At 73.5% G+C, this 13,239-nt stretch carries 11 protein-coding genes; 1 reads left to right on the forward strand and 10 read right to left on the reverse strand.

Going from position 1 to position 13,239, the window contains the following annotated elements; all coding sequences use genetic code 11:
* Positions 1-50 precede the first annotated feature (50 nt).
* Genes K8612_RS23340 through K8612_RS23355 form a run of 4 tightly spaced genes read right to left on the reverse strand, consistent with a single transcriptional unit; the run spans position 51 to position 3,536 of the window.
* Positions 51-608: a response regulator transcription factor gene (locus K8612_RS23340; RefSeq protein ID WP_223744463.1), complete on the reverse strand. Its 558-nt coding sequence runs from the start codon at positions 606-608 to the stop codon at positions 51-53.
* On the reverse strand, positions 605-1,912 hold the full coding sequence (locus K8612_RS23345) for an ATP-binding protein (protein ID WP_223763907.1): 1,308 nt from the start codon (positions 1,910-1,912) through the stop codon (positions 605-607). Before K8612_RS23345 ends, K8612_RS23340 begins: the two co-directional genes overlap by 4 nt.
* Entirely contained in the window at positions 1,909-2,646 is a 738-nt protein-coding gene (locus K8612_RS23350) for a hypothetical protein (protein WP_223763908.1), read from the reverse strand. The genes K8612_RS23345 and K8612_RS23350 overlap by 4 nt, the downstream gene beginning before the upstream one ends.
* Entirely contained in the window at positions 2,646-3,536 is an 891-nt protein-coding gene (locus tag K8612_RS23355; RefSeq protein WP_373692128.1) for a transporter, read from the reverse strand. The genes K8612_RS23350 and K8612_RS23355 overlap by 1 nt, the downstream gene beginning before the upstream one ends.
* Positions 3,537-3,744: 208 nt before the next feature.
* Here K8612_RS23355 and K8612_RS23360 point away from each other — a divergent pair, with 208 nt between their 5' ends.
* Complete coding sequence (locus K8612_RS23360) at positions 3,745-4,182, forward strand: DoxX family protein (protein ID WP_223763909.1); 438 nt, start codon at positions 3,745-3,747, stop codon at positions 4,180-4,182.
* Positions 4,183-4,209: 27 nt separating this feature from the next.
* Here K8612_RS23360 and K8612_RS23365 read toward each other — a convergent pair whose 3' ends face one another.
* The 6 genes from K8612_RS23365 to K8612_RS23390 all read right to left on the reverse strand — a co-directional run bounded on the left by K8612_RS23365 (position 4,210) and on the right by K8612_RS23390 (position 13,120).
* Positions 4,210-5,118: a metallophosphoesterase gene (locus K8612_RS23365; RefSeq protein ID WP_223763910.1), complete on the reverse strand. Its 909-nt coding sequence runs from the start codon at positions 5,116-5,118 to the stop codon at positions 4,210-4,212.
* Positions 5,119-5,341: 223 nt separating this feature from the next.
* A complete protein-coding gene (locus K8612_RS23370; RefSeq protein WP_223763911.1) occupies positions 5,342-6,913 on the reverse strand; it encodes a hypothetical protein in 1,572 nt (523 codons plus the stop codon).
* A 147-nt stretch (positions 6,914-7,060) separates the two neighbouring features.
* Complete coding sequence (locus tag K8612_RS23375) at positions 7,061-8,437, reverse strand: HAMP domain-containing sensor histidine kinase (RefSeq protein WP_223763912.1); 1,377 nt, start codon at positions 8,435-8,437, stop codon at positions 7,061-7,063.
* Entirely contained in the window at positions 8,434-9,117 is a 684-nt protein-coding gene (locus K8612_RS23380) for a response regulator transcription factor (protein WP_223744470.1), read from the reverse strand. The genes K8612_RS23375 and K8612_RS23380 overlap by 4 nt, the downstream gene beginning before the upstream one ends.
* A complete protein-coding gene (locus K8612_RS23385) occupies positions 9,114-12,227 on the reverse strand; it encodes an efflux RND transporter permease subunit (RefSeq protein WP_223763913.1) in 3,114 nt (1,037 codons plus the stop codon). The genes K8612_RS23380 and K8612_RS23385 overlap by 4 nt, the downstream gene beginning before the upstream one ends.
* A complete protein-coding gene (locus tag K8612_RS23390; RefSeq protein WP_373692129.1) occupies positions 12,224-13,120 on the reverse strand; it encodes a hypothetical protein in 897 nt (298 codons plus the stop codon). The genes K8612_RS23385 and K8612_RS23390 overlap by 4 nt, the downstream gene beginning before the upstream one ends.
* Positions 13,121-13,239: the final 119 nt, after the last annotated feature.

The following is a 13,239-nucleotide window of genomic DNA, read 5'->3' on the forward strand; positions in this document are numbered from 1 at the left end:
GCGCGAAGGTTAAACCTGATTTTAGTTTTGTGTGGTTGTGGGCGCCCGGGTCAGCGCGACGGCGGGTACTTCTGCAGCTTCCGCTGGAGCGACCTTCGATGGATGCCCAGCTTGCGCGCGGCTTCGGAGATGTTCCCGGCGCTGTCCGCGAGCACGCGGTGGATGTGTTCCCACTCCGCTCTCGCCAGCGATGGCGCCTGGAGGGTCTCCGGCGCGGCGACGTTGGGGGCCTCTTCCGCCCTCGCGAACGCCGCCAGGATGTCGTCCGCGTCCGCGGGCTTCGGCAGGTAGTTCACCGCTCCCAGCCGGATGGCGTCCACCGTCGTGGAGATGCTGCCGTAACCCGTCAGCACGATGACCCGCGTGGACGCGTCCACCGCCAGCAGGTCCCGCACCAGCTCCAGCCCGCTGTGGCCCGGCATGCGCAGGTCCACCACCGCGTACTCCGGTGACTCGCGCCTGGCCGCGACCATCGCCTCGTCGTGGTTGCCCGCCGTCGTCACGTCCCAGCCGCGCTCGCGGAAGGCTCGCGCCAATCGCTCGCGCAGCGTGCTGTCGTCGTCCACCAGCAGCAGGCTGGGGCGTTGATCCACTGGCGCCGTGCTCATGCCGCCGCCTCCTTCGCTTCCGCTCCCGGCAGGCTCAGGCTCGCCGTCGTGCCCTCCCCGGCCCTCGAGCGCAGCTCCAGCGACCCTCCCAACTGCTCCGCCAGCGAGCGCGCCAGGAACAATCCCAGACCCATGCCTTCTCCCGGCGCCTTCGTCGTGAAGAACGGCTCACCCGCGCGTGTCAGCACCGCCTCCGGCATGCCCTGGCCCTCGTCGCGCACCTCCAGCCGCGCCCCCGTGCCCTCCGGCAACACCCGCAGCTCCACGCCCCGGCCCGCGGGCGTCGCCTGGAGCGCGTTCTTCACCAGCCCCCGCAGCACCCTCGCCAACGCCCTCGGCGGTCCCTGGACCGGGCGCGCCTTCAACGCCTCCGGCACGTCCACCCGCACCCGCTCGCGGCCGGACAGCTCGGACAGCGTCTCCTCCACCAGCCGCTCCAGCGGGATGGGCTGGAAGGGCTCGCCCGTGGTCTGGCCCGCGTCCGCGGACATCTGCACCAGCACGTCCCGGCAGCGGTCCACCTGCTGGCGGATCAGCCTCAGGTCCTCCCTCACGGAGTCGGACGTCTGGGAGGCCGCGAGCGCCCGCTCCAGCTCCTTCGCCACCACCGCGATGGTGGACAGCGGCGTGGACAGCTCATGCGCCGCTCCCGCCGCCAGCGTCGCCAGCGAGGCCACCTTCTCCTGCCTCGCGTGCCTGGCCCGGGTCTGCTCCAACTCCTGCTCACGCAGCGCCAGCGCCCGCGTCACGCGCTGGATGAAATACACGATGAAGCCCGCCGCCACCGCGAACGCCACCCACATGCCGCTCAGGTGCAGCCGCATCAGCTCCGCGTGGTCCGGCCGCTCCAGCCCCGGCAGCGTCACGTCCTGCAACACGAACAGCGACCCGAACGCCATCAGCGTGAAGCCCAGCATCGCCCACGTGCGGCGCGGCGGCAGCAGCACCGTGCCCAGCGCCACGTTCACCAGGTACAGCGCCGTGAAGGGATTGTGCGTCCCCCCGCTCAACGCCAGGAGCCCCGTCAGCACCAGCGTGTCCCAGAGCATCAGCCCGAAGATGGCCGCCTCCGCCACCGGCCTCGCCCTCGCGAGCCCCGCGCGCACCGCCGCGTTCGTCACCGCCTCGATGCCGAGCAGCGCCACCAGCGCGGGCACCGGCAACGCCAGCTTCAGCCCCCACGCCGCCACCGCCACCAGCACCGCCTGCCCCACCAGCACGCCCCAGCGCAGCCGCAAGAGCCACACCAGGTTGATGCGGGCCCGGAGCGAGGGTTCGGAGGGAGGCGGCGGGGAGGGCGTCATGGCGCGACGGAGGACATCGCCACGGAGCGGGCCACCGTGTCCAGCGCCGCCGCCGCCGCCCCGGGGGACTCCAGGTCCACCGCCGCCAGCCACGTGTCCCAGGCGAGCACGAACGTGCGCTCGGCCGCGGGCGCGTCCTCGGACAGCGTCAGCCCGTCCAGCACCACGTCCACCGTGGCGATGTTGGACGTCACCAGCCGGAAGGGCTGGGGCTCGCCGCCTCCCGCGGGCACCCGCGTCCCCTCCAGCCACAGCGTGTGCTCCACCATGTCCACGCCGCTGTCCGCGCCCGGCAGCCCCTGCGCGTCCGCGTCCGCGGGCTCGAAGGTGAGCCGCGCCCGGCAGTAGCGCCCCGGCGGCGGCCGTATCGTGCCCAGCGGCAGCACGCTCCCGTCCGGCCGCTCCAGGCCGCTGACGTGCGGCGTGCCCAGCCTCAACGGCGAACCCTCCGAGTGCGCGTGCGCGGTGCCGATGGGCGACAGCGCCTTCAGGAGCCGCCACCCCAGCGCCTGCTCGCACGGCTTCAGCTCCACGCTGCCCAGCGCCACGTAGCCGCGCGTCAGCGTGAGCACCTGGCCATCCGCTCGCGTGAAGGAGCGCTCGCCTCCCGCCGCCTGCACGCCCTGCGCGGTGGCCCGGTGCTCCAGGCCCAGCGTGACGGTCATGCCGTCCACGCGCTCACCGCACGCGCCCAGGGCCCACAGCGCCAATGCCAGACACGCGAAACGGAGCATCACAGGTCGTACGCGAGCGAGAGCACCGCGATGGGCGTGGACGACACCCGGCGCAGTTGGTTGACGACAGGGATGCGCACCCCGGCCTGCACCACCACATCCATGCCCGGGCTGAAGAGGACGTCCGGCGACGCGTACGCGATGAAGCCCCCGCCCGCCTCTTCCGGCGTGCCGTTCGTGTCCGGCGCCTTCTCCGCGCGGGTGTCCACGCCCAGCCGCACCGCCCAGCGGGGGGAGGGCTGGTATTGCGCCGCCACCTGCGTGCGCACCGACGCGCCCAGCCGGAAGTCGTCGCGCCCCCGCGAGGGCAGGAAGCCCAGGGCGCTCGCGAGGAACGACCAGTTGCCCCGGAAGCCCTGCCACGCCAGCCCCGCCATCGGGTCCACGGAGCCGCTGCCGGGCTGCGCGTCGATGCCCAGGCTGGTGCCGTCCCTCGCGTGCAGCCGCGGGCCGGTGGGCAGCTTCACCCCGCCCACCACGCTGACCAACTGGTCCGGGGAGAACGCCTTGTCCCTCCACACGAACGCCTTCGCCGTCACGTCGACGTCGCCCAGCCCCCAGCCGCGCTCCAGCCCCAGGCTCACGTCCTGGACCTCGCGGGCCTGGAGCGGCAGGTTCACCGCCAGCACCAGCCAGGGCCTGGGCGCGTACGCGACCGCCACGTCCATGCGCAGCTCGCGCAGCCGCTGCGCGTCCACGCCCGTCACCCCTTCCGTGTGCCCCCACGCGCGCAGCATCGTGGACAGCCGCAGGCGCCCCTCGAAGGGCTGCTCGCCTCCCATGGACGTCAGGGTGGGGTCGCCGCACGCGCAGCTCGCGCAGGCCCGGGCCGGGGCGGTGGGCACGAGGAGCAGCGCGGCGCTCAGGAGGGCCAGGGTGGGGGTTCTCAAGGCGTGGCCACCCTAGCGTCCCCCCGTCCTGGGGCACTGTGGCGTGTTGTCGCAGCCCTCCAGTGCGAACGGACCGGCGGTCCCCCCGGCCGGGGAGCGGGCGTCCGGGCGGGGGCCGGCTGTCCGGCCGCCCATCCGTGCCTATCTGGAGAATGACACCGACCCGTCCGCGTTGAGGGAGGACACGCCGGAGGCATGGAGGTCATTCATGGGGCTGCTCGCACCGCTGGGACGGCTGTTGTTCTCGGTCATCTTCATCACCAGCGGGCTCAATCACTTCATCCAGCTCCAGGCCCTCACGGCCTACGCGCAGGCGTCCGGCGTGCCCGACGCGCGCACGGCGGTGCTGGTGTCCGGCGGGGTGCTGGTGGTGGGGGGCCTGTGCGTCCTGCTGGGCGCCTTCGCCCGCCTGGGCGCGGCCATGCTCGCGGTGTTCCTGGTGGCGTCCGCCTTCATGGTCCACCACTTCTGGAAGATGGATGACCCGGTGCAGGCGCAGAACAACCTCATCCACTTCATGAAGAACCTCTCCATGGCGGGAGGCGCCCTGCTCATCGTCTACTTCGGGCCCGGCCCCTTCAGCCTGTCGCGCAAGAAGCGCGAGAACGCCCTGGGCGGCATGAAGCTGGGCACGCCCCTGCGCTGAAGCGAGCGCGGGGCGCGGGCGGGTTGCTCAGAGCGCCCCGACGTAGGCGGCCTGCTGCGTGCGCAGGGTGAAGAAGGCGACCTCCGGCGTGCTGCCCCGGCGCAGGTACGGCCCGCCGAAGCCGAAGCCCAGCCCCTGGTTCACGTACAGGTGGTTGCCGTTCACCCGGTAGTGGCCGCGGATGTACGGCTGGCCCGCGCGGCGGAAGAGGGCCTCCGTGAGGCCCCGGACGATGAACTGCCCGCCGTGGGTGTGCCCGGAGAACTGCACCAGCCCCGCGTGCGCGGGCAGCTTCTCCGCGGTGGGCGGCGTGTGGGCCAGCACCAGCCGCGTGCCGGACGTGGGCGCGCCCCGGAAGGTGGCCTCCACGTCCTCCATGCCGGTGAGCCCGTCGTCGATGCCCAGCACCGTCACCGGCGCGCCCTTCACGTGCACCACGCGGTGCTCGTTCTGGAGCACCGTGTAGCCCAGGTCCTCGAAGCCCGCGCGCAGGTAGGGCGCGTCCACCCAGTGGTCGTGGTTGCCCAGCACGACGAAGACGGGGCCGTTGAGCCCCTGGAGCAACTGGCGCACGCGCGGCAGCGGCTTGGGGCTGTGCGTGACGTAGTCGCCCGTGAGGAACACCAGGTCCGGCGCGGCCTCGTTCACCGCGGCCACCGCGCGGCGGATGCGCACGTCGCTGGTCGCCTGGCCCACGTGCACGTCCGAGAGCTGCGCGATCCGCAGCCCGTCATGCTCCGGGTGGATGGCGTCCAACTGGAGCAGGTGCTCGGTGAGGACGAAGTGGTCCCGCCAGCGCAGCCGCCGGTCCGGCCGGAAGGGGTCGGGGCCTCGCGCCTGGAGCTCGTTGCGACCGTGGGGTTCCACCGCTTCGGAGATGGCGAGGGTGGAGGCGGCACCAGCGGCGTGACGGCGGCGGGCGAGTCTCAGGCGCATGCGTTCGGATTCCTCCGGCGGGGCGAGGGCGATTGTAGTGAGCGGTCCGGAGGGCCGTGAAGCCCGGGGGCCCGGCCCGCCTGCCCCCTTGCACGAAGGCGCGGGGGCGGAAGCAGAACCGGGCCTCGTTCCAGAACATTTCCCGCGCCTTCCGGGCAGCCTGGCCCTCCGTGACGCCGGGTGCGACATGCGCATCGCACCGGCGTCAGGGTGGGAGTCCTGCTCAGTAGCCGCGCAGGACGGTCAGGCCCTCCGACGTCAGCACCAGCAGCATGCCGGAGGCGGTGGAGCCGTCGTACACGAGCTGGAGCACCTTGTTGCCGCGCACGTTCGCCACCTTCTCCACCGTCTTGCCCGGGGTCAGCCGGTAGAGGCCGCCCGCGTTGGTGCCGATGAAGAGCGAGCCGTCATTGGTGGAGGCGAGCGCGTTGATGTTGCTGAGCGCCGGCACGTCCGCGCCGATGCGCGTCCCCTTCTGGAAGGGGTTGTTGGCGGAGAGGATGGTCATCTCCCACAGCCCCAGGTCCTTGCTGCCCAGGTAGTACTTCTTGTCCGTGGTCTGCTGGAAGCCGCGCCAGGAGTCGAAGTCCGCCTGCGAGTTGACCTCCGGGAGGTAGGAGGACTTCACCTTCTGCAGGTTGATGCCCGGCGTGGTGGTGTCGTCCCAGTTCTCCATCTTCGTGTCGGGCGTGACGGTGCCGAAGTTCCACTCGTTCGCGATGAGCACGTCCCCGTCCGGCGAGATGCCCAGGCCGTAGGTGTAGCCGGCGTACTGCGAGCCCTTCGCGTCGAACCACACCGGGTGACGGTGGGCGTTGTAGGTGAGGCCGCGGATGCGGGTGACGCCGTGGTTGGAGCCGAAGAAGACGTCGCCCTTGTTGGGGCCGCGCAGCACGGACGTGCAACTGTACATGGCGCGGTCTTCGTCGAAGTGGTGGTCGTTGCTGTTGCGGATGCCCAGGCTGACGCCGTCCACCACGCTGGGGCCGGTCTGGATGAAGGGGTTGCCGTTCGCGTCCTTGTTGGCGCGGCGGGACTGGTTGATGTGGCCCTCCAGGACGACCTGGCCGCTGGCGTCCAGCTTCACCGCGTCCACGTCTCCCTGCTTGTAGAACTGGAGCCGGCGCGTGCTGAAGGGGAAGCAGGTGGTCTCGTTCACCGGGACCTCGCACGGCTTCGCGGTGACGATGAAGTTGGTGTGGATGTCCGGCCACTCCGGATCCACGCCCAGGTCATCGGCGTAGTAGCCCACGTAGGCGCGGCCCGCCTCGCCGCCGCAGATGACGCTGGAGGGCTGACCCGCGGCCGCCTGGCCCACGGGGCCCGGCACCCAGACCAGCTTCTGCGTGTCCGCGCGCACCACGCCGATGCGGTCGCCGTCCAGCACCCAGACGTTCCTGCCCAGGTCGATGCCGACCGACTTCACCCTGCCGATGCCGTAGCGGTCCGAGTAGTTCGTCACCGGATCCGCCGGCCAGGGGTCCACCGTGCCCGCGTCCGTGCCCGCGTCGGTGCCGGCATCCGTGCCGCCCCCGGTGCCCGCGTCCGTCTCTCCGCCGGTGCCCGCGTCGGTGCCGGCGTCCGTCTCACCGCCCGTGCCGGCGTCCGTGCCCGCGTCCACTTCCGTCCCGGCGTCGGTGTCACCGCCCGTCCCCGCATCCACCCCCGGCCTTGGATTGATGGTGTCCGTGTCATCGATGGGGGCCGTGGGCGAGTCCGACCCGCCGCAACCCCACGCCGACAGCATCACCGCACCCGCACACACGCCCAGCCCCAGCAGTCGTCGATTCACCATGGTCTCCCTACGCGTACGCGCCACCTAAGCAAGCGGCGTACCCGCCCCGGGGAGCAGGCTTCCCGTGCGGCATTGCGTGGAGAGAGGGCAAATTTCTTCCCAGTCAGGGCAGGGGCCGCCCCTGGGAGGGCAGTGAGGTGATGGCTGTCAACTCGTGGCCGGTCCCGCCTCGGGCAGCTCCATCACCACCTCGGCGCCGGGGCCCTGGGGCTCCGCCACGAAGGCGTGGCCGCCGTGACGCCGGGCCACCTCCTGCACCACCGCGAGCCCCAGGCCCGCGCCCCGGCCGGAGGGCTCCGCGCGGTAGAACGGGGTGAACACCTTCTCCCGGTGCTCCGGAGGAATGCCGGGCCCCCGGTCCCGCACGGCCAGCCGCCACAGGCCGTCATGCCGCTCCGCGCGCAGGGTGATCTCCGTGCCGCGCGGGGCGAAGCGCAGCGCGTTGGCCAGCAGGTTGTCCACCGCCTGCCGCACGGAGCTGGCGTGGACGGGGCACGGCGCTGGCTCCGGCGCCTCCACCGTCACCCAGACGCCCTGCTCCTCCGCCTGGGCTCGCGCCGCCGCCGACGCATCCTCCAGCAGCACGCGCAGGTCCTCGGGTTTCACCTCCCACGTGCCACGGCCGAAGGAGGCGAGGTCCAGCAGGTTGCCCGCCAGGAGGGACAGGCGCTCCACCTCGCGGCGGGTCTCCTCCAGCGACTCGCGCAGCTCGGCGCCATCGCGCTCCTTCCACAGCGCCAGGTCCAGTTGGGTGCGCATGAGCGCCAGCGGTGTGCGCAGCTCGTGCGCGGCGCGGGCGATGAGCTGCTCCTGGGCCTCGCGCGCGGACGACAGGCGCTTGGCGGCCTCGCGCAGCGCGGCCTCCACCTCCGCCACCTCGTCCCGGGCCGTCCCTGCCGCGGGGGCTCCGGACCACAGGCCCTCGCGCAGGTGGGTGATGAGGCCGCGCAGCTCCGCGAGCCTGCGCTCCAGCCACCGCGCCTGCCAGGTCTGCAGGCCGAAGAACACGAGCCCCAGCAGGCCGGCCAGCCCCAGGGTGATGCCATGGAAGGCGCGCACCGCCGTCTCCTCCCACGCCAGCGACGCGGACAGCCGCAGCACGTACGGCATGCCCCGGGGAGACACCACGCGCACCGTCACGCGGCGCAGCAGCGCGCCGCCCTCGCGCACCGTCTCCAGCCGGGGCGCGTCCGTGTCGGGGAGCCGCTGGAGCGGCGCTCCGGACGTGTCGGCCGTGGGCGGGAAGGACAGCACGCGCCGCCCGTCCGGCCCGTACACCTCCGCCACCGGCGCGAAGGACCGCACCAGGTCGGAGAGCGGCGAGTCCTCCATGTGCAGGTGGGGCTCCCCGCCGGGGCCGTCGAAGAGGCTCACCGCCTCCGTGGCGGCCTGCGACAGCAGCGCGTCGTCCACCACGCGCTCCAGGTAGGCCTCGAAGAGCTGGCCCGCCAGCAGCAACGCCAGCACCACGCCCAGCACCGGCACGAGCGCGCCCAGCAGCCACAGCCGCACGGCCAGCCTCACGGCGCCTCTCCCTTCACCAGCCGGAAGCCCACCCCGCGCACGGACTGGATGGACACCGCGCTCCCCGCTCCCAGCCGGGCCAGCTTCCCGCGCAGGTAGCCCACGTACACGTCCACGATGTTGGGGGGCCCGTCGAAGGCGTCACCCCACACGCGCATGAGGAGCTCCGAGCGCGAGTGCACCTCGCCCAGGTGCCCCGCGAGCTCCTGGAAGAGGGCGAACTCGCGCCCGGTGAGCGGCTGCTCCTGGTCCCCGTGCCGCAGCACCCGCCGGCGGGCGTCCAGCACCAGCGGGCCGATGTTCCGCACCGGCGTGCCCGTGTCGCCCCGGCGGTGCAGGGCCTCCAGCCGCGCGAGCAGCTCCTCGAAGGCGAAGGGCTTCGCCAGGTAGTCGTCCGCGCCGGCGCGCAGCCCCACCACCTTCTCACCCACCGTGCCGCGCGCGGTGAGGAGCATCACCGGCGTGCGCAGGCCGCGCTCGCGCCAGCGCCGCAGCACCGCGAGCCCGTCCAGGTCCGGCAGGTTCCAGTCCAGCAGCACGACGTCGTACGGCACGTCCATGCCCTGCTGGAGCGCGTCCTCGCCCCGCTCGCACACGTCCACCTGGTGGCCCGCCTCGGACAGCCCCCGGCGCAGCAGCAGGGCCATGCGCTCCTCGTCCTCCACCAGCAGCAGCTTCATGCGGGCTCCTCCGGTGCCACGGGCAGACGCCCGGCCCGGGTGCGGCGCCGGGACAGCCACGGATAGAGCGAGGGCAGCACGCCCAGGGTGAGCAGCGTGGACGTCACCAGCCCGCCCACCACCACCGTGGCCAGGGGCCGCTGTACCTCCGCCCCCATGCCCCGCGCCAGCATCATGGGCACGAAGCCCAGGGTGGCCACCAGCGCCGTCATCACCACCGGGCGCAGCCGCTCGCTCGCGGTGAGGCGCACGGCCTCCGTCACCGGCATGCCCTCCGCTTCATGGTGCAGCAGGCGCGACACCCACACCACGCCGTTGAGCACCGCGATGCCCGACAGGGCGATGAAGCCGATGGCCGCGGAGATGGACACGGGCATGCCTCGCAGCGACAGCGCCAGCATGCCGCCCACGCAGGCGAAGGGGACGTGCGTGAAGATGATGAGGGCCGGCCTCGGCCGCCCGAAGGCCGCGATGAGCACCGTCACGATGAGCAACGCCACCGCGGGGATGACCACCGACAGCCGCCGCGTGGCCGCGGTCAGCGTTTCGTACTGGCCGCCCCAGACGGCGCGGTAGCCGGACGGGAGCGGGACCTCCGCCGTCACGCGCGCCCGGGCGGTCTCCACGACCGTGCCCAGGTCCGCGCCGCGCACGTTGAAGCCCACCACCAGCCGGCGCTGCCCCTCCTGCCGGTTCACCAGCGCCGGGGCGGACGTCAGCCGCACGTCCGCCACGCGGGACAGCGGCACCAGGCTCCCCGACGCGGTGGGCAGCGGCAGGGACTCCAGCGAGAAGGCCTCCGTCGTCTCGCCGAGCCGCAGGACGATGGGCACGCGCACGGGCCCGTCGAAGGTGGCGCCGACCTCCAGCCCCGTGCGCACGCCCTGCACCGCCTCCAGGACCTGCTTCACGGAGAAGCCCACGCTCGCGGCGTCCAGCGGGCGGGGCTCCACCTCCAGCAGGGACACCTCCGGCGGCGCGAGCACGCGCACGTCCACCGCGCCCTTCACGCCCGTCACCCTGGCGGCCACGGCCTCCGCCAGCCGGTGCAGCTCGCGCAGGTCCTCGCCGTAGAGGCTCACCGCCACGTCGGCGACGGAGCCTCCGAGCAGCTCGTTGAAGCGCATCTGGATGGGCTGCGTGAAGGAGGGCTCCCCGCCGGGAGCATGGGCATCGAGCGCGCGCTGCATGTCCTCCACCAGTGTCTCGGGTGTGAGCCCGGGGCGCCACTGCTCGCGCGGCTTGAGGGTGACGAAGACGTCCGCCTGCTCCAGGCCCATGATGTCGGTGGCCACCGCGGGGCTGCCCACGCGGGACACCACCTGCGTCACCTCGGGGACGTGGCCCAGCAGGGCGGCCTCCAGCCGGCCGGCCTCCTTCGCGGCGGCCTCCAGGCCGATGTCTCCCCCGCGCGTCGTCTGCACCACCAGGTCGCCCTCGCTGAGCTGCGGGGTGAACTCGATGCCGGCGCGCAGGTAGAGGACGACGCCCAGGACGAGCAGGGCCCCCGCGCCGCCCGCCACCCAGGCGGGGTGGCGCAGCCCGTGCTCCAGCAGGGGGCGGTAGGCGCGCTCCACGGCGCGCACCAGCCAGGGCTCGCGCTCGGGGATGTCCTGGGGACGCAGCACGAGGCTCGCCGCCGCGGGGATGAAGGTGAGCGCCAGCACCAGCGAGGTGGCGAGCGCCAGCACCACCGTGAGGGCCATGGGGCGGAACATCTTTCCGTCCACGCCGGTGAGCGACAGCACGGGCACGTAGACGAGCATGATGATGAGCACGGAGAAGAACACGGGCCGCGACAGGGAGGCCGTCACCGAGCCCACCTTGTCGCGCCACGCCTCGCGGGACAGCTTGCCGCGTGCGTGGCCCAGGTGGTGGAACACGCCCTCCACCATCACCACCGCGCCGTCCACGAGCAGGCCGAAGTCGATGGCGCCCAGGCTCATCAGGTTGCCGGGGATGCCCAGCAGCACCATGCCCATGGCGGCTCCCAGCATGGACAGCGGAATCGCCGAGGCGACGAGCAGCCCCGCCCGGAGGCTGCCCAGCAGGGCGAGCAGCACCGCCATGACGAGCAGGCCGCCCTCCGCGAGGTTCTTCGCCACCGTGCGCAGCGTGCCGCGCACGAGGACGCCCCGGTCATAGACGAGGTCCACCCGCACGTCCCCGGGGAGCGCGGCCTTCACGTCCGGCATGCGGGTGTGGAGGGCCTCCACCACGTCCAGGGCGTTGGCGCCGCGGAGCATCTGCACCATGACGTAGACGGTCTCGCCCCGGCCGTTGGCGGTGGCGGTGCCGATGCGGGGCAGGGCGCCCGGGACGACCTCGGCGACGTCCGACACGCGCACGGTGGCGCCGTTGGGCGTGCGGAGGATGGCGCCGCCCAGCTCCGTGGCGCCCGGGGGACGGGCCACCGCGCGCACCAGGACCTGGCGCTCTCCGGCGGGGAGGCTGGCGCCGGGGACGGCGCCCGAGGCCTCCTCCAGCGCGCCCCGCACGTCGGAGAGGGTCAGCCCGCGAGCCGCGAGCTTCGCCGCGTCCGCGCGCACCTCCAGCGTGCGCTGCTGGCCTCCCCAACTGTTCACCTCGACGACGCCCGGGACGGCGCGCAGGAGCGGGGCCACGCGGAACTCGGCCAGCTCGCGCAGCTCGGCGGGGGTGCGCACGGGGGAGCCCAGCGTGAAGTGGAAGACCTCCCCGAGCCCGCCGGTGAGGGGGCCGAGCTCCGGCGCCTCCACGCCGAGGGGCAGGCTGGAGGCGAGCCCGTTGAGGCGCTCCTGCACGCCCTGGCGCGCGCGGTACGCGTCCACGGAGTCCTCGAAGACGGCGGTGACGGAGGAGATGCCGTAGCGGGAGAGGCTCCGGTGCTCGACGAGGCCGGGGATGCCGCCGAGCGCCGTCTCGATGGGACGGGTGACGAGCCGCTCGACCTCCTCCGGCGTGAGGCCCGGGGCCCGGGTGAGGACGAGGACCTGGTTGGTGGTGATGTCGGGCAGCGCGTCCAGCTCCAGGCGCCACGCCACCACGCCCGCGGCGATGGCGAGCACCGCCGTCAGCACGAGCACCTGGACGCGATACCGGACGCTGGCTTCCACGAGGCGGGCAATCATCGCGTGCCCTCGGCCAGGAGCAGGGCCTCCGCGTCCTCGGCCACCACGTCCGCTGCTCCGGCGCCACGCACCAGGGCCTCCGCGCCGGAGGTGGCCACGACCTCCACCGGCTGACGGCGGAAACCGTCCGCCGTGCGCACCAGCACCTCCGCCTGGCCGGACTCCAGCAGCAGCGCTCTCGCGGGGACGACGCTGACGCCCGGCAGGCTGTCCGCGCGCACCCGCACCCTGCCGGTGAGACCCGAGGGCAGGGCGCGCGGTGTCTCCGGGATGAACCACGCGGCCGTGGTGCCATCGCGCGAGTCCATGGCGGGCGCGCGGCCGGCCTCCTTCAGCGGCAGCGGGGGCTCTCCGGGGAGCACCAGCTCGAAGCGCGCCTCGGCGGGGAGGGGGCGGGCGAAGCGGGCTTCGAGCAGGGCTTCACCCGCTCCCATGACGCGCACCAGTGGCTCGCCTCCGCCCTCACGCGTCTCGCCCAGCACGCCGGAGACCTCGGTGACGACGCCGTCCACGGGGCTGCGCAGCGGCACCGGGCCCCCGCGCGCCACGGCGGCCGCGTCCGCGGCGTTGAGTCCCGCCACCGCGAGCAGCGCGAGCGCGGCCTGGGCTTCGGCCTGGGCCTCCGCGAGCTGGGTCTCGGCTTCGGCCAGCTCCGTCAGCCGCGCCATGCCTTGTGCCTGGAGGGCGAGCAGTTGCTCCCGCCGCCTGGCGTAGGCCTCACGACGGAGCGTCGCCGCCTGGTGTCGCCCCGCGGCCTGGACGGCCTCGGGCATGCGCACCTCCATCAGCACGTGGCCCTTCTTCACCTGCTGGCCGGGGCGTACGGCGACGCGGGACACGCTGGCTCGCAGGGGCACGCCCACCACGGCGGCGCCTTCAGGCGAGGGCAGCACGCGGGCGGGGGCCTCCGTCAGCGGGACGCCCCGGGCGGGACGGGGCTGGACCCACGCGGAGGCGGAGCTGGGGCGGGGCGCCTCGGGACGGGTCGTCGCGGGGGGCTCCTCCTTCGGCG

The sequence above is a fragment of the Corallococcus sp. AS-1-6 genome (assembly GCF_020037015.1).
Taxonomy (GTDB): Bacteria; Myxococcota; Myxococcia; order Myxococcales; family Myxococcaceae; genus Corallococcus.